This is a genomic window from Pseudomonas sp. HMSC065H01 (genome assembly GCF_001815235.1).
GTDB classification, from domain to species: Bacteria; Pseudomonadota; Gammaproteobacteria; order Pseudomonadales; family Pseudomonadaceae; genus Pseudomonas; species Pseudomonas aeruginosa.
The window spans coordinates 1-20,391 of sequence record NZ_KV819866.1; the positions used below are offsets into that span (position 1 = coordinate 1).

A 20,391-nucleotide genomic window follows, 5' to 3' on the forward strand; every position below is an offset into this window, starting at 1 on the left:
GCGATGGCGATGCGCTGGCGCTGGCCGCCGGAAAACTCGTGGGGATAGCGTTCCAGGCAAGGCTCGTCGAGACCGACCTCGCGCAGTGCCTCCAGCACCCGCGCGCGGCGTTCGCCGGCATCGCCGATGCCATGGATACGCAGGCCTTCGCCGACGATCTGTTCCACGCTAAGGCGCGGGTTGAGGCTGCCGTAGGGGTCCTGGAACACCGCCTGGAACTGCCGGCGCAATGGCAACAGGCGCTTGCCGTGCAGCCGGTCGAGGCGCTCGCCCTGGAACAGGATCTGCCCTTCGGCCGGCAACAGGCGCAGCAGCGCCTGGCCGAGGGAGGACTTGCCCGAACCGCTTTCGCCGACGATCCCCAGGGTGCTGCCACGGCGCAGCCGCAGGCTGACCTCGTGCACCGCGCGCAGTCCCGCGCGCCGGCGCAGCCAGCCGCCGGGCGCGGGGTAGTCGAGGCTCAGCGCGCGCACCTCCAGGCAGGTCTCGCGGCACGCCACCGGCTCCGCCAGCCCACCCGGCTCGGCCTCGATCAGCAGGCGCGTGTAGGGATGCCGGGGCGAGCGGAACAGCGTCTCGCAGGCGTTCTCCTCGACGATCTGGCCATCGCGCATCACGCAGACCCGATCGGCGACCCGGCGCACCAGGTTGAGGTCGTGGCTGATCAGCAGGATCGCCATGCCCAGCCGTCGCTGCAAGCTTTGCAGCAGCTCCAGGAGGCGTTTCTGCACGGTGACGTCGAGAGCCGTGGTCGGTTCGTCGGCGATCAGCAGTTGCGGCTCGCAAGCCAGCGCCATGGCCAGCATCACTCGCTGTCGCTGGCCGCCGGAGAGCTGGTGCGGATAGGCCTCGAGCAGGCGTCGCGGCTGCTCGAGGCCGGCCAGTTCGAGCAGTTCCAGTACCCGCCCGCGCAGCGCGGCGCCACGCAGGCGGCGATGCAGGCGCAGGCCCTCGCCGACCTGGCGGCCGATGCGCTGCAATGGATTGAGCGAGGTCATCGGCTCCTGGAACACCATGCCGATGCGCTGCCCACGAATCGCCAGCAATGCCTGCGGCGACAGGGCGAGCAGTTCCTCGCCGTCCAGGCGCACGCTGCCGCCCAGGCGCGCCGCGCCCGGCAGCAGGCGCAGCAGGGCGTGGGCGGTCTGCGACTTGCCGGAGCCGGACTCGCCGACCAGGGCCAGGGTCTCGCCGGCGCGCAGGCTGAAGTCGATCCCCTTCACGACCTGCGTGTCGCCATAGGCGACGCTCAGGTTTTCCACTCGCAACAGTTCCCGGTTCATCTCATTTCCTCGGATCGAAGGCGTCGCGCACCGCTTCGCCGATGAACACCAGCAGGCTGAGCAAGGTCGCCAGGACCACGAACACGGTCAGCCCGAGCCAGGGCGCCTGGAGGTTGTCGCGGCCCTGCCCGACCAGTTCGCCAAGGCTCGGCGAGCCGGGCGGCAGGCCGAAACCGAGGAAGTCCAGGGCGGTCAGGGTGGTCACCGCGCCACAGAGCAGGAACGGCAGGAAGGTCAGGGTCGCGACCATGGCGTTGGGCAGGATGTGCCGGAACATCACCCCGGCGTCGCCGAGGCCGAGGGTTCGCGCCGCCTTGACGTACTCCAGGTGACGACCGCGCAGGAACTCGGCGCGAACCACGTCGACCAGGCTGGTCCAGGAGAACAGCAGCATGATCGCCAGCAGCCAGCCGACCCCGGGCTGCACCAGGCTGGCGAGGATGATCAGCAGGTAAAGCATCGGCAGACCCGACCAGACCTCGATGAAGCGCTGGCCGAACAGGTCGATCCAGCCGCCGTAGTAGCCCTGCACCGCGCCTGCGCAGATTCCCAGCAACGACGAGGCCAGGGTCAGGCCGAGGGCGAAGAGAATCGACAGGCGCAGGCCGTAGATCACCCGCGCGAGCACATCGCGGCCCTGGTCGTCGGTACCCAGCCAGTTCTCCGCCGAGGGCGGCGCCGGCGCCGGGCGCGCGTAGTTGATGCTGCGCGCGTCGAAGCGGATCGGCGGCCACAGCGCCCAGCCGTCGCGGGCGATGCGTTCGCTCATGAAGCGACCGCGGTAGTCCGGCGGGAACGGCAGCTCGCCGCCGAAGGCGGTTTCCGGATAGTCCCGCAGCACCGGCAGGAACCACTGGCCACGGTATTCCAGCAGCAGCGGGCGGTCGTTGGCGATCAGCTCGGCGAACAGGCAGGTGACGAACAGCGCGAGGAACAGCCGTAGCGCCAGGCGCCCGCGGCGGTTGGCGCGGAACGCGGCGAGGCGGCGGCGGTGCAGCGGGGAAAGGACGATGGCCATCTCACTGTTTCCTCGCGGCGAAGTCGATGCGCGGGTCGACCAGGCTGTAGGCCAGGTCGCCGGCCAGCTTCACCAGCAACCCGAGCAGGGTGAAGATGAACAGGCTGCCGAACACCACCGGGTAGTCGCGGCCGAGCGCCGCTTCGTAGCCCATCAGGCCGAGGCCGTCGAGGGAGAACAGCACCTCGATCAGCAGCGACCCGGTGAAGAACACCGAGACCAGCGCCGCCGGCAGCCCGGCCACCACCAGCAACATGGCGTTGCGGAACACATGGCCGTAGAGCACCCGGCGCTCGCTGAGCCCTTTGGCGCGAGCGGTGGCGACGTACTGCCTGGATATCTCGTCGAGGAAGCTGTTCTTGGTCAGCAGGGTCAGGCTGGCGAAACCGCCGACCACCAGCGAACCCACCGGCAGCGCCAGGTGCCAGAGGTAATCGGCGAAGCGCGCCAGCGGGCCGAGGCGCTCGGCGCCCTCGGAAGCCAGGCCGCGCAGGGGGAACCAGTCCAGGTAGCTGCCGCCGGCGAACAGCACGATCAGGACGATGGCGAAGAGGAAGCCGGGCACCGCATAGCCGATCACCACCAGCGCGCTGCTCCACAGGTCGAAGGCGCTGCCGTGGCGCACCGCCTTGGCCACCCCCAGGGGAATCGACACCAGGTAGGTGATCAGTGTCGCCCACAAGCCCAGGGACAGCGAGACCGGCAGCTTCTCGGCGATCAGGTCGATGACCCGCGCGTCGCGGTAGAAGCTCTCGCCGAAATCCAGCCGGGCGTAGCTCGACAGCATCAGCCAGAGCCGTTGCAGCGGCGGCTTGTCGAAGCCGTACTGGCGCTCCAGGGCGGCCACCAGCTGCGGATCGATGCCGGTCTCGCCGTGGCGCTGCGGTTCCAGAGCGCCATGCCCACCCTCCCCGCCACGCCCCAGCGGGCCGCCGCCGTCGACGCCCTGCAGGCGCGCGATGGCCTGATCCACCGGCCCGCCGGGTGCGGCCTGGACGATGGCGAAGTTGATCAGCAGGATGCCCAGCAGGGTCGGCAGGATCAGCGCCAGGCGGCGCAACAGGTAGCCGCCCATGTCACTGCGCCTCCCGGCTCGGCGCGGCCCGCTCGCGGACTTCCCACCAGGTGTTCAGCCCCAGGCTGTAGCGCGGCGCCTGCGGCGGTCGGCCGAAGCGATTCCAGCTGGCGATCCAGACCTCGTCGGAATACCAGGTCGGGATCAGGTAGTAGCCCCATTGCAGCACCCGGTCGAGGGCGCGCACGGCGGTTTCCAGGGCGGCCCGCGAGTCGGCCTCGACCACCGCCTGGACCAGCCGGTCGATGGCCGGGTCCTTCAGGCCGATGCGGTTGTAGCCGCCGGGATCGGCGTAGCTGGAGGAATGCCAGAAGCTGTACTGCTCGTTGCCCGGCGAATTGGACTGGGAGAAGCTCGAAACGATCATGTCGTAGTCCCGCGCACGTATGCGCTCGATGTATTGCGAAGCGTCCACCTGGCGCAGGCGCATATCGATGCCGATCCGCGCCAGGTTGCGCTGGAACGGCAGCAGCGCGCGCTCCAGGCCCTTGCCCTGGAGCAGGAGGTCGAAGCGCAGCGGCCGTCCGGCGGTATCCAGCAGGCGCCCGTCGACGGCATGCCAGCCGGCCTCGCCGAGCAGGCGGTAGGCCTGCACCAGGCGCTCGTGGATATCGCCGCTGCCGTCGTTCACCGGCGGAGCGTAGGCCTGGCCGAAGACCTCCTCGGGGATCTGCCCGCGCAGCGGCTCCAGCAAGGCCAGTTCGTCGGCGCCGGGCAGGCCGCGAGCGGCCATCTCCGAGTTGTCGAAATAGCTGCGCAGGCGCTTGTAGCGACCGCCGAAGAGCTGCCGGTTGGTCCATTCGAAGTCGAACAACAGGCTCAGCGCCTGGCGTACCCGGCGGTCCTCGAACAGCGGTCGGCGCAGGTTGAACACCAGGCCCTGGAGGCTGGCCGGGTACGGGTAGGGAAAGCTCTCCTGGCGCAACCGGCCATCGCGCAGGGCCGGCGAGTCGTAGCCGCTGCTCCAGGCCTTGACGCTGGTCTCGACATTGATGTCGGCCTGCCCGGCCTTGAACGCCTGCAAGGCCACGCCGCTGTCGCGGTAGTAGTCGAAACGGATCCGCTCGAAGTTGTACAGGCCACGCCCGACCGGCAGGTCGCGAGCCCACCAGTCGGGGTTGCGCCGGTAGCTCACCGAACGCCCCGCCTCGGCCTTCTCCAGCCGGTAAGGTCCGCTGCCCAGCGGCGGCTGCATGCTGCTGCGGTTGAAGTCGCGTCCCTGCCACCAATGCCTGGGCAGCACGTAGAGCTGGGCCAGCACCAGCGGCAGCTCGCGGTTGCCGGCATGACGGAAATCGAAGCGGATGCGCAGGCGATCCTCCACCACCGGCTCGCGGACCTCCTTGTAGTAGGCGCGCCAGAACGGGCTGCCCTGCTCGACCAGGCTATCGAAGGAAAACTTCACGTCCTCGGCGGTGACCGCCACGCCGTCGCTGAAGCGCGCCCGCGGATCGATATGGAAACGCACCCAGCTGTTGTCCGGGGCTTTCTCGATGTAGCGCGCCAGGTAGCCGTATTCGGTGAACGGCTCGTCCAGTGACTGGAAGCCGAGGGTTTCGTAGATCAGCGCGGCCTGGGTCATGCTGATCGGCGTGCCGCGGTTGGCGAAGGGGTTCAGCGTGTCGAAGCTGCCGCTTTCCATCCGCCGCAGGCTGCCGCCCTTGGGCGCCTGCGGGTCGACGAAGTCGAAGTGCTGGAAACCCGGCGGATATTTCGCCGGCTCGTCGTAGAGCGTGATGGCATGGCGCGGCTCGCTGCGGGCCAGGCTGGCGAGCAGGCAGCAGGCGAAGACCAGGATGCGTCCGGGCATGGCTCAACCACCGAAGTGATAGCTGAAGTCCAGCCACCATTGGCGGCCCATGGCGTCGTAGTTGCCGGTGGGATAGTACGGCCAGCCATCGGAGTCGTCCTCCTTGATCTGGTCGAGCAGGTTGTTCACCGTCAGGCCGACGCTGGCGCGTTCGTTGAGCCGGTAGCGGGCGCTGGCGTTGAACACCGTCCACGGGCTCAGGCGCCCGCTGCCAGCGGCGTTGGTAACGCTGCCGTAGCGCACCGCGAAGAGCGTCGAGGTGAACTGTGCGTAGTCCCAGGTCAGGCTGGCGTTGAGTTTGCTGCGCCAGTCGTGGGAGTCGAGGCTGTCGCGCTGGTTCTCGCTGGGGTAGTCGTCGGACTGCTTGTAGTCGTGGGACAACACCAGGGTGTAGCCGAGGGTCGAGGAGAAGGCGCCGTAGTCGCCGGCGCCCCAGCGGATGTTGCTGCGCAGGTCGATGCCGCTGGTGCGCTCCTTGGCCGCGTTGATGGCATTGACGTAGACCTTGTTCAGGCGATTCGGGTCGACGCTGGCGTCGCCGGCGTTGCGCTCGACCCGCGCCAGGGTGTCGCGGCACTGCGCCGAGTCCGGATCGAGCCCGCCGCTGCGGCAGGCCGCCTCGTCGCGCAGCAGTTTGTCCGGATCGAGGGTGGTCAGCAGGTCATCGATCTGGATGTGGTAGTAGTCGGCGGAAAAGTCGAACCTGCTCGACGGCGACCAGACGAAGCCGTAGCTCCAGTAGCGCCCGCGCTCGGACTTCAGGTCGGGCGTGCCGCTCTGCACGTAGTCGACCCGGCCGTTCTTGCAGGCGCCGTCGACGCCTTTCTCGCAACCGTAGTAGTCCTTCTGCGCCGGGTAGTAGCCGTTGGCGTCGGCCTGGTAGATGTAGTTCAGGTCCGGCGCGCGGAAGCTGGTGCCGTAGCTGCCGCGTAGCAGCAGGCTGGTCAGCGGGCGCCACTCCAGCCCCAGGTTGTAGGTGGTCTGCTCCTCGGTGCGACCGCTGAACCTGTACTGGTCCCAGCGGCCGGCGGCGGACGCCAGCAGCGTGTCGTGCAGCGGGATGCTGAATTCGCCGCCGACGGCGTAACGGTCGCGCGAGCCGCCGGAGCTGCTGGCCTTGGAGACGTTGTAGAGAGAGCCGTCGTTGTATTGCGAGTCGGGACGGATCCTGTAGCCCTGCTTGCCCACCTCCAGCACGCCGGCGAAGGCCACCGGGCCGGCCGGCAGGTCGAACAGCTCGCCGTTGCCGGTGAAGCTGTAGGTCTGCGAGTAGGACTCGCTGTGCTGGGTCACGTTGCGCCGCAGGCTGCGCCACTCTTCCTCGCTCAGCGGACGTCCGAGGCGCGCCGGATCGGGATCGTAGACCGGGTAGCCGTCGCGTTCGCCGAGCTTGCGGCCCAGGTACAGGTCGAGGATCCCGGCCGCTGGGGTGTAGCGGGTAGTGCGGTCGCTGCGGTACTCGGAGCGGGTCGCGGCCAGTTCGTATTCCCAGGAAGTATTGGCGACGCGGTCGCTGTAGCCGAGGGTGCCGGTCCAGGACACCTCGCGCCACTTGCTGTTGTTGCTGCTCTTGCCGCCGATCTCCTCGGGCGAGAACAGCCGGTACCAGCGCTCCAGGTCGCCGCTGGAGGCATTGATGAAGTCCGGCGAGGTGAAGGACGGCCCGCGGGTATTGTTCTGCAGGTGGTCGAAGCCGAACAGCAGGTCGGCGAACAGCTTGCCGCTGTCGCTCAGGTGCCAGGTGCCGCCGGCGTAGCCGTCGTAGTTTTCCTTCTTGGTCTGTAGGGTCCAGTAGTTGTTGTAGTACTGGTCGGTCATGCAGCGATAGCCCCCCCTGGCGCCCGGCACCGGCGCCACGTTGCCGCCGAACAGGCCGCCGAGGCCGGCGCAGGAGGCGTCGCCGAGGTAGCGTCCGCTCTGCGGGTTCAGCCGGTAGCCGACGTTGTTGCCGTCCGGGTAGCTGTCCATGAAACCGCGCTGGTTGGCCCAGACCGGCTGGCGCTGCTCGACCTGCAGGCCGAACAGGCCTTCGAAGTCGCCCGTCGCGCCGCCGCCGACCAGTTGCAGGCGCTGGTTGTCGCCGCCGCCGCGCTCGGTGGTGCCGGCGCGCAGGTTGACGTCGACGCCATCGAATTTCTTCTTCAGGACGATATTGACCACCCCGGCGATGGCATCCGAGCCGTAGATCGCCGAGGCGCCGCCGCTGAGGATCTCGATGCGGTCGATCATGACCGCCGGGATGTTCGCCAGGTTGGTGAAGTTCACCGAGCCGCCATAGGCGGTCGGGTAGTCGGCGACGCGCCGGCCGTTGATCAGCACCAGCGTGTGGTTGGGGCCGAGATCGCGCAGGTTGAGGGCGTTGGCCGCCGGTTGCCAGGTGTTGCCGTAGTCCTCGCCCTGGGTCATGCCGGTGTTCTGGGTCTGCGTCTGCAAGGCCTCGAAGACGTTGCGGTAGCCACGGTTCTGGATTTCCTCGCTGCTGATCACCGTGACCGGCGACGGCCCTTCCTGCTGGGCGCGGGGAATCCGCGAGCCGGTCACCACCACCCGCTCCAGGGTCTGCTCCGCTTTCGCCGCCAGCGGCTGCACCTTCGCCGCCGGTACGGCCGCGCGCAGCGGCGCGGCGGAAATCACCGCGCCGCGCTCGGAACGGCGGAACTGCAGGCCGCTACCGCGCAGGGCCTGTTCCAGGGCCTGGTCGACACTCAGCGGACCGCGCACCGCCGGCGCCTGCCGGCCGCGCACCAGCGACTGCTCGAAGGAGATCAGCAAGCCGCTCTGTCGCGAGATGCCCAGCAGCACCTGGTCCAGCGGGCCGGCGGCGACGTCGAAGGTGAGCGCCTTGGCGGCGGGCGCGGGCGTCTCCGCACGTGCCTCCGGCGGCGCGGCCAGGGCCGCCGCGAGCAGCGCGGCCAGGGCCAGGCTGGAAGGCAGGCGTGTGGATGGAGCATGGTGCGGCATCGTTCGGTTCCCCCCGAAAACATGGTTTCCAGGGGATGAGCGATGAGCGCGGGAGATTTGCAGGGCAGGCTTGGAACGCTTTGTTCTGAGCTTATAAGCGCGGGCGAATAGGCATGGCGGCGGATAACGCCTCCGGCGTTATTCGCCCTACCCCAAAATCACCCCCAAGCTCGGCTACCGGCCTTGCCCCGTGTAGGGCGAATAGCCGCTTGCGGCTATCCGCCGGTCCGAACACGGCGTTATCCGCCCTGCCGCCCTCGGGTCAGTATGTCAGCGCCCCGCACCAGTGCGCGCTCTTCAGTTCCTCGTAGAGCGCGCCGATCTTCAGCGAGCACTGCCGCGACGGCGGGTAGATCAGCGACACCGGGCACAGCGGCGGTTCGAACGGCTGGAGGATGCGTACCAGTCGACGCCGGCGGATCGCCTCCTCGGCCATGAAGCCCATCACCTGGACGATGCCCTGGCCGACCAGCGCCGCGTCGACCAGCGCGTCGGCCACGTCCAGCACAAGGTCGCCGCGCACCGCCAGGCTCAGCGGCTGGCCGTCGCGCTGGAACTGCCATTCCAGCAGCTTGCCGGTATGCAGGTCGCGCACCGTCGGGCAGTTGTGCCCGGCGAGTTGCTCCAGGCGCTCCGGCGTGCCGTGGCTACGCAGGTATTCCGGCGACGCCACCGTGACCCAGCGCAACGCCGCCAATGGCCGGGCGATCAGGCGCACGTCGCCGACCCGACCGAGACGCACGGCGGCGTCGAAGCCTTCCTCGGTGAGGTCGACCAGGCGATCGGTCATCGCCGCCTCGATCTGCAATTGCGGGTAGCGCCGCGTCAGTTCGCGCAGCACCGGCATGATCACGATCCGCCCGAGCGCCTGCGGGGTGGTGATCTTCAGCGGACCGCTCGGCGCGCACTGGCGGTCCACCAGCAACTTCTCGACTTCCTCCAGTTCCGCCAGCAAGGGTGCGCAGCGCTCGTAGAACAGCTGGCCGTCCGGGGTCAGGCTGACGCTGCGGGTGGTGCGGTGCAGCAGACGCACGCCGAGTTCGGCTTCCAGCCGGCCGATGGCGCGCGACAGGCCGGACTGGGTCAGACCGAGAGAAACGGCGGCCTGGGTGAAGCTACGGGTCTCGGCCACGCGGGCGAGCAACTTGACGGCATTCAGGTCCATGGCGATCTCATCGATGATTATTTTCATCAGTGAAAGGACGGAGAGGCTATTTATCACGATTCCAGCATGAGAAACACTGGCCGCGCCCAACCCAGACCAGGAGTCCCGCCGTGACGGACCGTGCCGCCCCTTCCAACTGGATGCTCGCCCTGCTCGCCTGCGCGCAACTGATCATCGCCCTCGACGCCACCATCGTGTTCGTCGCCCTGCCGGAAATCAGCCGGGCGCTGGATTTTTCGGCGCAACGCCTGCAATGGGTGGTGAGCGCCTATACGGTGGCCTTCGGCGGCTTCCTCCTGCTCGGCGGGCGCGCCACCGACCTGCTCGGCCGGCGCCGCATGTACGTCCTCGGGCAAAGCCTGTACGCCCTCGCCTCCCTCGCGGGCGGCCTGGCCCAGAGCGAGTTGCCGTTGATCCTCGCCCGCGCCGTGCAGGGCCTGGGTGGCGCGCTGCTGTTCCCGGCGACCCTGGCGCTGATCGGCAATCACTTCGCCGAGGGCCCGGCGCGCAATCGTGCCCTGGCGATCTGGAGCATCGCCTCGGCGTTCGGCCTGGCCCTCGGCTCGGCGCTCGGCGGCGCGCTCACCGAGCTGTTCGGCTGGGCCTCGATCTTCCTGGTCAACGTGCCGCTGGCCGGCGCCGCGGCGCTGCTCGCCCTGCGCCTGATCCCGGCCGACGCCCGGCGCCAGCGCGGTCGGCGCTTCGACCTGGCCGGCGCGCTGACGGTCACCGCCGGCGCCACCCTGCTGGTCTTCGCCCTGGTCCAGGGCCCCGAGTCGGGCTGGGATGCGCCCTCGGTACGTTTCGGACTTTACCTTTCCGTCCCGCTGCTACTGGCGTTCCTCGCCATCGAACACTACAGCCGCGACCCGCTGATGCCGCTGCGCCTGCTGGGCAACCGCAACCTGCAGGTGGCGATGCTGCTGACCGCGATCTTCATGAGCAGCTACGGCGTGCAGTACTACTTCCTGGCCATCTACTTCCAGTCGGTGTACGGCTACAGCGTGTTGCAGACCGGCCTGGCGTTCCTCCCGGCGACTCTGCTCTGCACCCTCGGTATCCGCGTCGCCGAGCGCCTGCTGGCCCGCCACGGGGCACGCGCGACGCTGGTCGCCGGCCTGCTGCTGGGCGCACTCGGGCTCGGCCTGCTGGCAGCGTGCCTGCCGCTGGGGCGCGGCTTCCTGGCGCTGCTGCCAGCCATCGTGATCCTCAGCATCGGCCAGGGCATGACCTGGACCGCCATGTGGGTGAGCGCCGCCAGCGGCGTCGATCCCGCCGAACAGGGCGTCGCCTCGGGGATGGCCTCGATGACCCAGCAGATCGGCGGCGCGCTCGGCCTGGCCCTGCTGGTGGCGCTGGCCAACGCCCAGGTACGCGGCGCCGATGCCGCCAGCCTGCTGGCCAGCCAGGCGCGCGGCATCGAATGGGTGACCGCGCTCAGCGCCCTGCTCGCCCTGTGCGGCGCCGCCCTGGCCCTCCGCCTGCGCCGCGAGGAGCCCGCGGCGTTGCAGCCGAGTCGCGGCTGATCCCGCTCAGGCGTCGCCCAGCTCGGCGCCGAGCTCCAGCGCCAGGGCCTGGAAGGCCAGGCGCGCGGCACCGGGGTGGCTGCCCTGGCGCCAGAACAGCGCCACCTGACGGGTCGGCAGCGCCGGCCGCAGCGCCACGCAGCGCAACCCGGCCTGCTGGCGCGCCACCGCCTCCGGCAGGATGCTGGCCAGTCTTCCGCGGCGAACCACGTCGACGATGGCGCTGATCGAGTTCGCCTCCAGCGCAACCCGCGCCGTCACCCCTTGCTGGCGCAGGTAAGCGTCGATATGCCGACGCGTGGCGAAGTCGTCGCGCAACAACGCCAACGGCAACTCCGCCAGCGCTGCGGCGGCCAGCGGCGCGTCCGCCGCCGGGTGTTCCGCCCCCAGCACCAGGCCCAGGCGCTCCAGGTAGAGCGGCTGGCTGTCGATCTCCACCGAACCCGGCTCGCTGAAGGCCACGCCAAGGTCCAGGCGATCGTCGATCAGCGCCGCCTCCAGGGCGTCCTGGGGCAACTCCTCGAGGCTCAACTCGATGCCCGGATAGCGCTGATTGAACGGATCCACCAGGGCGCCCACCAGATAGCAGGTGAAGGTCGGCGTCATGCCCAGGCGCAGGCGGCCGCGACTGAGGTCGCGCACCTCGTGGATCGCTCGTTGCGCCGCTTCCAGCTCGCGCAAGGCACGCCGCGCATGAAGCAGGTACAGCTCGCCGGCATCGGTGGGACGCACGCTCCTGCCGGAGCGGTCGAGCAATTGCACGCGCAGTTGCTCTTCCAGTTGCCGCACCTGCTGCGACAGGGTCGGCTGCGAAACGTGCAGCGCCTCGGCGGCGCGGGTGAAGTTGCGATGCTCGGCGACAGCGAGCAGGTAGCGCAGGTGGCGAAGCAGCATGGAAACATCCAACTATAGACCAGACCAATGACTGGAATAATAAACCGGTCTTGGACCCTATGGCTCAATCCGCGCATCCTGGCTCCACCATTCGACGGCCAGGAGCCCAGCGCCATGCGTGACATCATCGACGGCTTTCTCCGCTTCCAGCGCGACGCCTACCCGGCGCGCTCGCAACTGTTCAAGTCCCTGGCCACCCGGCAAGCCCCCAAGGCACTGTTCATCGCCTGCTCGGACAGCCGGGTGGTCCCCGAACTGCTGACCCAGCGCGAGCCCGGCGAACTCTTCGTGATCCGTAATGCCGGCAACATCGTCCCCGGCTACGGGCCGCAGCCCGGCGGGGTCAGCGCCTCGGTGGAATACGCGGTGGCGGTGCTCGGGGTCGGCGACATCGTGGTCTGCGGCCACTCGGACTGCGGCGCGATGGGCGCCATCGCTTCCTGCGCCTGTCTCGACCACCTGCCGGCAGTGGCCGGCTGGTTGCACCACGCCGAGGCCGCACGGGCGATGAACAGCGCCCACGAACACGCCTCCGAGGCGGCGCGGCTGGACGCCCTGGTGCGGCACAACGTGATCGCCCAACTGGCCAACCTGCGCACCCACCCCTGCGTCGCCCGCGCCCTGGAGCAGGGTCGGCTGAACCTGCACGGCTGGGTCTACGACATCGAAAGCGGCCGCATCGACGCCCTCGACGGCGCCAGCCGGCGCTTCGTCTCCCTCGCCGAGCATCCCGAAGTGCGCGCGGTAGGCGGCGAACCCGGGCAGGCGGTCGCCTGAATCCCTTCCCTCACAACCACCCGCAAGGAGAGTCATCTCATGCAACACAGCCAAGTGTCCCCCAACGCGCGCCAGCAACTGGCCGAGACCGTGGTCCTGAACAAGGCCCGCCTGGGCCTGTCCTGGCAGGACCTGGCCGACGGCACCGGTCTCGCCCTGACCTTCGTCACCGCCGCCCTGCTCGGCCAGCATGCCCTGCCAGAGGCGGCGGCGCGCAAGGTCGCCGCCCAACTCGGCCTGGACGACGACGCGGTGCTCCTGCTGCAAAGCATCCCGCTGCGCGGCAGCATTCCCGGCGGCATTCCCAGCGACCCGACCATCTATCGCTTCTACGAGATGCTGCAAGTCTACGGCAGCACCCTGAAGGCGCTGGTCCACGAACAGTTCGGCGACGGCATCATCAGCGCGATCAACTTCAAGCTGGACATCAAGAAGGTCGAGGACCCGGAAGGCGGCTCGCGGGCGGTGATCACCCTCGACGGCAAGTACCTGCCGACCAAGCCGTTCTGAAGCGTCGCGCCGCCCGGCTCGCCGCCGGGCGCGCGCCTCAGCGGCTGGCGATGCTGACCCAGTAGGGCCCGTGGTAGTCGAGCCGGATCGGTAGGCTCTGCTCCAGCAATGCCAGCGCCGCGCCGCTGTCGTCCAGCGGGTAGATGCCACTGACGCGCAGCGCCGCCGCGTCGTCGGCGACGCTGATGATGCCGCGGCGATAGGCGCGCAACGCTTCCAGCACCTCCCCCAGCGGGCGGTCGCGGACCTCCAGCCGGCCATCCAGCCAGGCGCTCTCGCCGCCTTCGGCAGGACCTCGGGCGAGAATCGCCGAGGCGTCGAAACGGGCGCTCTGGCCGCGCTCCAACAGGCATTGCCGTCCGTCGGCAGTGGTGATCCGCACCCGCGACTCGAGCACCACCACTCGCGAGCTGGCGCCGTCATCGCTGACCTGGAAGCGGGTTCCCTGCGCCTCGACCTGGCCACGCCCGGTGTCGACGACGAAAGGCCGCGCCGGATCCCGTGCCACGTCAACCAGCAGGCGGCCCTCGCGTAAGCGCAGGCGACGCCGGTAGCCATCGAATTCGGGGCGTACCCGGCTGCGCGCGTCCAGCACCAGTTGGCTGCCATCCTCCAGGCGGAAGCTCTGGCGTTGTCCGGTGCCGGTGTACAGGTCGCCGGGCCAGGGGAAGCCGACGATGCCGATCCGCCCCAGCGCCAGCGTCGCCACGCCGAACGCCGCCAGGGCGAGGCTGCGCTGGAGAAACCGGCGACGAGCGGACGGCGCCTCGAGGGCTCCGATCAATTGCTCGGCGCGCAAGCCGTGCAGGGGCTCGTCGCGAAACGACTGCAAGCCCAGGCTGAGCCGGTCGAACACCGCACCGTGCTCGGCATCGGCCTGGCGCCACTGCTGGAACGCCAGGCGCTCCTCGGCGCCGGCATGGCCGGATTGCAGCAGCGCCATCCACTGCGCCGCTTCGTCGAGGATGCGTTCTCGCCTTCCCTGGCTCATTCGGCAAGCACCTGGTAGCACTGCTTGAAGCCCTCGACCATGTACTGGTGGATGCGGCTGACGGAAACCTCCAGCAAGCCGGCGATCTCCACGTAGGTCAGTCCGCCGATCTGGCTATGGATGAAGGCGGCGCGGGCCTTCGGCGACAGCCCGGCGAGCATGCGCTCCAGGCGCAGCAGGGTTTCCACCACCTGGGCCTGCTCCTCGGCGGACGGCGCGAGGGCCTCCGGAAGCCCGGCCAGGCTTTCCAGGTAGGCGCGTTCCAGGTCCTGGCGCCGCCAGCCGTCGTACATCAGCCGGCGGGCGATGGTGGTGAGCAGCGCGCGCGGCTCGCGGATGCTTGCCGGGTCCGGCAGGGCAAGGACCTTGAGGAAGGTTTCCGAGGCGATGTCCTCGGCGCTGTGGGGGCAGCCGAGGTAGCGCCGCAGGCGCCCGCTCAGCCAGGAATAGTCGTTCTGGAACATCAGGCCGACGAGGCGATTGCGTGTCTGATCCATGCCCATTCCGCACTCTCGTGCTACGGGCCTGCGCCACCGGGCGTCGGGGTGGCAGGCGAAACCTTGATCGGCGGGAGGCGGCGCCGACGTCGGATTGCACGTGTCCCTCCCGCAAACAGCGATGGCAGGCCGCCGGGCCTGCGCGGAAGGCAATATGCCGCAGAAGCCCGAACGCAAAAAAGAATATTAATTAAGGTGTACTTAACTTTTTGGCATTAGAAGATCGCCATCCCGCGACGACTGTCGTCATTCCTTACGAAATGGCAACGCCGCGATCCGCCGAAAGCGGCATACTCGTCAGCTTGTTTCGCCGCGTCGACAACGCCCGTACCAATGTCCGCCTCGCTCCCCAACGACACCCCGCCTGACGAAGCCCTGCCCCTGGTCCTGGCCGGTCCCCTGCTGCGCCGCGCAGAGCCCGGACGCCTGGTGTTCTGGCTGGCCACGTCATGCCCGACGACCATCGAACTGATCCTCGCCAGCGAAGGCGAGGCGGAGCGTCGGGTCCGCCTCGCGGAAGGAACCCACTCGGCCATCCGCATCGGCACCCATGCCTGGCTGCACCTGCTGGATGTCGCGCTCGACCCGCCGTTGCCCTGCGCCCGCCTGGTCGACTACGACCTGCGCCTCGCCGCCGACGGCCGGGAGCCTGCGGGAATCGCCGAATGGGCGCCGCATCTGCTCTACCCCGGTCGCCAGCGCGCCAGCCTGGTGCTCAAGCCACGTCTCGACCAGTTGCTCCACGGCTCCTGCCGCAAGCCGCATCACCCAGCGGCCGATGGCCTGCTGCAGGTCGACCGGCTGCTGGAGGAAAACCTGCTGCAGGCCGAAAGCCGCCCGGCGTTGCTGATGATGAGCGGCGACCAGGTCTACGCCGACGACGTCGCCGGGCCGATGCTGGTGGCCATCCATGGGTTGATCCACCGCCTCGGCCTGTACGGCGAACACCTGGAAGGCGCACTGGTGAACGACAGCGAGGCACTCTACGCGCACCCGGCCACCTACTACCGGCGCGAGGACCTGCTGCCCGCCTTCGAGTCCAACGAAGCCCTGCGCGAGCGCTTCTTCGGCGGGGTGAAGAAGCCGATCTTCACCTCGGCCAACGCCCACAACCATCTGGTCGGCCTGGCCGAGGTGCTGGCGATGTACCTGCTGGTCTGGTCGCCGGCGCCCTGGCGCCTGGTCAGGCTGGAACCGCCGCCGGGGCTGGATGCGCGGCACGCGCAGCGCTTCGCCGGCGAGCGCCGGCACATCGAAGCCTTCCGCGATGGCCTGCCCCGCGTGGCGCGGGCGCTGGCGCATATCTCGTCGCTGATGATCTTCGACGACCACGACATCACCGACGACTGGAACCTTTCCGCGCGCTGGGAGCTGACCGCCTACGGCCATCCGTTCTCCCGGCGGATCATCGGCAACGCCCTGCTCGCCTACCTGCTCTGCCAGGGCTGGGGCAACGACCCGCAGCATTGCGGCGAATGGCTGGCGCCGGTCGCGGCCCTGATGGAGGGTGCCGCGGCAGACGGCCGGCTGCCCTGCGCCGAGCAGGACCGCCTGCTCGATGCCCTGCTCGACTTCCAGCACTGGCACTACCGGTTGCCTGGCAGCCCGACCCTGATCGTCCTCGACACGCGCACCCGCCGCTGGCGTAGCGAGCGCAACCTGGGCCGGCCCTCCGGGCTGATGGACTGGGAGGCACTGAGTGAATTCCAGCAGGACCTGCTCGGCGAAAAGGCGGCGATCATCGTGTCGCCGGCGCCGATGTTCGGGGTCAAGCTGATCGAGGGCGTACAGAAGCTTTTCAGTTGGATCGGCCAGCCGCTGCTGGTCGATGCGGAAAACTGGATGGCCCATCGCGGCGCGGCCTCGGTGATGATGAACATCTTCCGCCACTCGCGTACGCCGGGTAACTACCTGATCCTTTCCGGCGACGTGCATTACTCCTTCGTCTACGACATCCGGATTCGCCATCGCGAGCGCGGGCCCCGGCTCTGGCAGATCACCAGCAGCGGGATCAAGAACGAATTCCCGCGACGCCTGCTGGACTGGTTCGACCGCCTCAATCGCTGGCTCTATGCGCCCTGGTCGCCGCTGAACTGGCTGACCCAACGGCGCAGTCTGGAAATCCGCCCGCGCGTTCCGCAGCACAGCCAGGCCGGCGAGCGCCTGTGGAACAGCGCCGGGATCGGCCAGGTATTCATTGGCGAGGACGGCCGTCCGCGCGCGGTGTTGCAGGTCAATGCCGATGGCTCGCCGGCGACCGCCTTCGAGCGACATCGCGACGTCGAAGACGAACGAGCGGACCAGTCGCCGGTCACGCCGGGTCGCTGAGAGGCCAGAACAAGGGGGACGGGCGGACGCCGCGCCGAGTCATCCGCCCGCCCGGTTTCAGAACGGCCGCTCCTGCACGTCCAGGGTCGCCGCCAGCGCTTGCCAGAGCACCTCGGCGAAGACCCGCTGGGCGTCGCCGGCCAGGTACGCCTGCATGGCCGCGTCATCGCTCCACTCGCTGTGCAACAACCACAGGTCGGAGTCCCCGTCCGCCTGGCGCAGTTCGTAGCGCAGGCAACCGGGCGCGGCCTGGCCCGCCTGCGCCAGCTCTTGCAGGCGCAGGCCGAGGCGGTGCGACTGGCCGCTGCGGGCGCGAATGCTGACCAGGTGACTGGCCCGATTGAACGCTGGCATGCTCTCTGCCTCCTCGACATGGATTCGCCGCTGCGCAAGCGGCACCAGGAGTGGAAGGGCCGGCGGCGCCAAGACGCCGGCCGGCCGCTGTGGGGTGTAAGGGTGACGCATGTGCCCTGCCTCCGATTACCAGTTGCCGGGATGGGTCCGCCGCGCCAGCGTGCCGCCCGCGGCAGGGCCGGAAGGCGAACGGGAAGGCGCCTCGGGGACCAGCGCGCCGTCGCGCACCGGCCGCGAACGGAAGGCACCCGGCGCGCGCTCCGGCGACATGCCGCCCGATGACAGTCTGGCCTGTTGATTTGACATAGGTGTGTCCCCCTGCATGTGTTTCCCATCGGCATGACGGAGATTCCGCCATGCCAGCCAGATTAGGGGGATGGCGCGGGGAATCGGTAGACGGATACTGTCGGGTTCTTGCCTGAAACTGCCGCGTTCCGGTTTTTTCTCATCCGCTTGCGCCCCGTCCGACGAGCTGGCTTGCCTGTTCCTGGCGAATGCTTGCCTGATCCTGCCAACGCGCATCGCGATGAGTGCCTGCAGCCGCGGCGCGCGCTAGTCTTGGGAAGGTTTCCCCCGCGAGTCCCCGCATGAGCGAAAACACCCCGCTTCTTTCCGTCGATCTCCCCGCCGAACTGCGCCAGCGCCAGAGCGAACTGGCGCAGTTGCTGCTCGAGCACTGTCCCAGCGACGGTGTCTACGGCACCGCCGTCGACCCCCTCGCCCTGATTCGCGCCGACGGCCCCACCCTGCCGGCGCGCGGCATGCACAAACCTGCCCTGTGCATCATCGCCCAGGGCCGCAAGGAGGTGCAGTTGGCCGAGGAACGCTATATCTACGATCCGCTGCACTACCTGGTGGTCTCGGTCACCCTGCCGCTGGCCGGCCAGGTGATCGACGCCTCGCCGGACGCGCCCTACCTCTGCGTCCGGCTGGATATCGACCCTGCGGAAATCACCCAACTGATCTCCGACGCCGGGCCCATGGAAGTGGCCAGCCGGCGCGGCGACCGTGGCCTCTACGTCGACCGTATCGACGCCAGCCTGCTGGATGCGGTGCTGCGCCTGATCCATCTGCTGGACAGCCCGCGCGACATCCCGATGCTGGCGCCGCTGATCCTCCGCGAGATTTTCTACCGGCTGCTGCGCAGCGGCCAGGGCCAGCGCCTGCACGAGATCGCCATCGCCGACAGCCAGGCCCACCGCATCACCCGCGCCATCGACTGGATCAACCAGAACTACGGCAAGCCGCTGCGCATCGAGCAACTGGCCCAGGTGGTCAACCTCAGCCCCTCGACCCTGCACCACCGCTTCAAGGCCGTGACCGCGATGAGCCCGTTGCAGTACCAGAAGCAGCTGCGCTTGCAGGAAGCGCGCCGACTGATCTTCAGCGAGGGCCTGGAAGTGGCCGCCGCCGGCTACCGGGTCGGCTACGAAAGCCCATCGCAGTTCAGTCGCGAGTACAGCCGGCTGTTCGGCGCCCCGCCGCTGCGCGACCTGGCGCGGGCGCGCAACACCGCCTAGGGGAACGCGGCAGCGGCCGCGACGGTCAATCGGGAAGCGGCGGCATACCTTCGTCGCCCCGACCGACCTTGCGCAACCGTATCCGCCATGACCCGAGCCCTGCCCCTGCTCCTGCTTGCCCTGTCCCTTCCCGCCGCGGCGACGGACAGCGAGTCGTTCGCCCGCCGCTACCTGGCCTATGTCCATGCCGTCGGCCAGCACAGCGAACGACTCTGGCCCGGCTGGCGGATGGCCGACAAGGCCTTCCTCTACAGCGATGGCCGCAGTACCTGGGTCGCCGATGCCGAAGGCCGCGCGCAGCGCACCACGGCGGCGGGCGACAGCGACCCGGATCTCGACCTGAGCTATGCCTTTCCGCGTTACCGGGGCCGTCCGGCGGTGCTGCTGCAGATCAGCGCCGCGCACCTGCGAAGCAATACCGGCAATAGCGAGACGCTGGCCGCCATCGGCCCGCACGAAGCCTTCCATCGCTACGCCCAGGAAGACTGGCCGGGCCTGCGCAAGCCCGGTGGCTATCGCGGCGACCTGGCCACGCTCGACCCGCGCCCGCGGGAATACCGCTATGCCCTGTTCCAGTCGCTGCTCCAGGCCCTGCGCACGCCCGGGCAGCGCGACAGCTACCTGAGCGACGCCCAGGGCTGGCTGCGCCGCTGGCGCGAAGCGGCTCCCGAGGAAAGCCGGCTGGCGGCGCAGGTCGATCTCAGCGAAGGCACCGCGCGCTACATCGAGATGGCCGCCGCCGCGCGCTACCGCACCGATTTCGCCGAGGATCCGCAACGCTATCGGCAGGCGCTGCGGGAGTACGCCCTGGCCTTCTACGATGCCAACGAGATCGGCGTCGGCGTCGACAGCGAAGCCTACGAGATCGGCGCGCTGGCCGGAGTGCTGCTGGACCTGCGCGACGACGACGCGGACTGGAAGGAAGCCGCGACGGCCGGCACCTGGCCGCTGGACTACCTGCTGCGCGACCAGCCTCCGGCCTGGAGCGAACTTCCCGACGACGCGCGGGCGCGCGGCGAGCGCTACCGGCGCGAGATGGGCGCCACCCGCCAGCGCCTGGTCGAGTTGCAGGAGGCCTTCGCCGACCCACGGCGACCGCTGCTGGTGATCCCGCAACCGCGACGCACCATCGGCTTCGCCACGGCGGCCAGCGAGGTGCGCGGGGGCTTCTACGTCCTTGCCGACGGGCCGTTCCGCCAGGCCTACCTCGGCGCGCGCTGGAATGTCGGCGAGCTGACCCTGGACGGCGTCGACTATCTGGAGGGCGACGCCGAGGCGTACTGCCCGGGCTACGGCCGTTCGGCGCTGATTCCGTTGCGCGGAGGCGATTGGCGCGAAGGCACGCTGGCGCCGGAAGAACCCGGCCTGCGCGGCCGCCTGGCGACTGCTCGCAGCCTCGTCGACGGGCGGACCCTTTATTGCGCGGCGGAGAATGCTCCTTGAGGACCGACAACGGCGCTACAATGCCCGCTCGCCGCCGCAACCCCGCCGAGGGCTCGCCATGAAGTTCCTGCTGATCGGGCTGATCCGCTTCTACCAGTACGCAATCAGCCCGCTGATCGGTCCCCGCTGCCGCTTCTACCCCAGTTGCTCGCACTACACCCTGGAAGCCATCCGCGTGCATGGCGCGCTGCGAGGCGGCTACCTCGGCGCGCGCCGGCTGCTGCGCTGCCACCCCTGGC

At 69.2% G+C, this 20,391-nt stretch carries 17 protein-coding genes; 7 read left to right on the forward strand and 10 right to left on the reverse strand.

Going from position 1 to position 20,391, the window contains the following annotated elements:
- From HMPREF3014_RS12350 to HMPREF3014_RS12375, 6 genes are all read right to left on the reverse strand, one after another.
- On the reverse strand, positions 1 to 1,283 hold a 1,283-nt coding region (locus HMPREF3014_RS12350; protein WP_070734382.1), incomplete at its 3' end, for an ATP-binding cassette domain-containing protein.
- A gap of 1 nt (position 1,284) precedes the next feature.
- Positions 1,285 to 2,301 (reverse strand): ABC transporter permease, encoded by a 1,017-nt coding sequence (locus HMPREF3014_RS12355; RefSeq protein WP_003160167.1) that lies wholly within the window; start codon positions 2,299 to 2,301, stop codon positions 1,285 to 1,287.
- 1 nt (position 2,302) lies between these two features.
- The gene (locus HMPREF3014_RS12360) at positions 2,303 to 3,376 is read right to left on the reverse strand and encodes a microcin C ABC transporter permease YejB (RefSeq protein WP_003103638.1); all 1,074 of its coding nucleotides are present in this window, start codon (positions 3,374 to 3,376) and stop codon (positions 2,303 to 2,305) included.
- Position 3,377: 1 nt separating this feature from the next.
- Positions 3,378 to 5,186 carry an extracellular solute-binding protein gene (locus tag HMPREF3014_RS12365; protein WP_003118735.1) on the reverse strand — a complete coding sequence of 603 codons (1,809 nt, stop codon included), beginning with the start codon at positions 5,184 to 5,186 and terminating at the stop codon, positions 3,378 to 3,380.
- Positions 5,187 to 5,189: 3 nt separating this feature from the next.
- Positions 5,190 to 8,147, reverse strand: coding sequence for a TonB-dependent receptor (locus HMPREF3014_RS12370; RefSeq protein WP_023087546.1), 2,958 nt, complete (start codon positions 8,145 to 8,147; stop codon positions 5,190 to 5,192).
- A gap of 262 nt (positions 8,148 to 8,409) precedes the next feature.
- Complete coding sequence (locus HMPREF3014_RS12375; protein WP_003107805.1) at positions 8,410 to 9,312, reverse strand: LysR family transcriptional regulator; 903 nt, start codon at positions 9,310 to 9,312, stop codon at positions 8,410 to 8,412.
- 140 nt (positions 9,313 to 9,452) lie between these two features.
- Here HMPREF3014_RS12375 and HMPREF3014_RS12380 point away from each other — a divergent pair, with 140 nt between their 5' ends.
- Positions 9,453 to 10,838 carry an MFS transporter gene (locus HMPREF3014_RS12380; RefSeq protein WP_044305239.1) on the forward strand — a complete coding sequence of 462 codons (1,386 nt, stop codon included), beginning with the start codon at positions 9,453 to 9,455 and terminating at the stop codon, positions 10,836 to 10,838.
- A gap of 6 nt (positions 10,839 to 10,844) precedes the next feature.
- Here the strand turns inward: HMPREF3014_RS12380 and cynR are convergent, their stop codons facing one another.
- On the reverse strand, positions 10,845 to 11,732 hold the full coding sequence (gene cynR, locus HMPREF3014_RS12385; RefSeq protein WP_003114874.1) for a transcriptional regulator CynR: 888 nt from the start codon (positions 11,730 to 11,732) through the stop codon (positions 10,845 to 10,847).
- 114 nt (positions 11,733 to 11,846) lie between these two features.
- On the opposite strand from cynR, the gene cynT reads away from it, so the two are divergent.
- The gene (cynT, locus tag HMPREF3014_RS12390; RefSeq protein ID WP_003142561.1) at positions 11,847 to 12,509 is read left to right on the forward strand and encodes a carbonic anhydrase CynT; all 663 of its coding nucleotides are present in this window, start codon (positions 11,847 to 11,849) and stop codon (positions 12,507 to 12,509) included.
- A 39-nt stretch (positions 12,510 to 12,548) separates the two neighbouring features.
- The gene (gene cynS, locus HMPREF3014_RS12395) at positions 12,549 to 13,019 is read left to right on the forward strand and encodes a cyanase (protein ID WP_003088707.1); all 471 of its coding nucleotides are present in this window, start codon (positions 12,549 to 12,551) and stop codon (positions 13,017 to 13,019) included.
- A gap of 37 nt (positions 13,020 to 13,056) precedes the next feature.
- Here cynS and HMPREF3014_RS12400 read toward each other — a convergent pair whose 3' ends face one another.
- Both HMPREF3014_RS12400 and HMPREF3014_RS12405 read right to left on the reverse strand, forming a co-directional pair.
- The gene (locus tag HMPREF3014_RS12400) at positions 13,057 to 14,010 is read right to left on the reverse strand and encodes a FecR family protein (protein ID WP_003107078.1); all 954 of its coding nucleotides are present in this window, start codon (positions 14,008 to 14,010) and stop codon (positions 13,057 to 13,059) included.
- The gene (locus HMPREF3014_RS12405) at positions 14,007 to 14,513 is read right to left on the reverse strand and encodes a sigma-70 family RNA polymerase sigma factor (RefSeq protein ID WP_003088700.1); all 507 of its coding nucleotides are present in this window, start codon (positions 14,511 to 14,513) and stop codon (positions 14,007 to 14,009) included. The genes HMPREF3014_RS12400 and HMPREF3014_RS12405 overlap by 4 nt, the downstream gene beginning before the upstream one ends.
- Before the next feature lie 327 nt (positions 14,514 to 14,840).
- On the opposite strand from HMPREF3014_RS12405, the gene HMPREF3014_RS12410 reads away from it, so the two are divergent.
- On the forward strand, positions 14,841 to 16,835 hold the full coding sequence (locus HMPREF3014_RS12410; RefSeq protein ID WP_003118538.1) for an alkaline phosphatase D family protein: 1,995 nt from the start codon (positions 14,841 to 14,843) through the stop codon (positions 16,833 to 16,835).
- A gap of 57 nt (positions 16,836 to 16,892) precedes the next feature.
- On the opposite strand, the gene HMPREF3014_RS12415 is transcribed toward HMPREF3014_RS12410, so the two are convergent.
- Positions 16,893 to 17,189, reverse strand: coding sequence for an antibiotic biosynthesis monooxygenase family protein (locus HMPREF3014_RS12415; protein WP_003118540.1), 297 nt, complete (start codon positions 17,187 to 17,189; stop codon positions 16,893 to 16,895).
- A gap of 587 nt (positions 17,190 to 17,776) precedes the next feature.
- Between HMPREF3014_RS12415 and cmrA the strand changes: the two genes are divergently transcribed.
- From cmrA to yidD, 3 genes are all read left to right on the forward strand, one after another.
- Positions 17,777 to 18,709 carry an AraC family transcriptional regulator CmrA gene (gene cmrA / locus HMPREF3014_RS12420; protein ID WP_003106506.1) on the forward strand — a complete coding sequence of 311 codons (933 nt, stop codon included), beginning with the start codon at positions 17,777 to 17,779 and terminating at the stop codon, positions 18,707 to 18,709.
- An 87-nt stretch (positions 18,710 to 18,796) separates the two neighbouring features.
- Positions 18,797 to 20,152: a hypothetical protein gene (locus tag HMPREF3014_RS12425; RefSeq protein WP_016561831.1), complete on the forward strand. Its 1,356-nt coding sequence runs from the start codon at positions 18,797 to 18,799 to the stop codon at positions 20,150 to 20,152.
- Positions 20,153 to 20,210: 58 nt separating this feature from the next.
- The coding region (gene yidD / locus HMPREF3014_RS12430) for a membrane protein insertion efficiency factor YidD (RefSeq protein ID WP_070753835.1) at positions 20,211 to 20,391 on the forward strand (181 nt) is incomplete at its 3' end.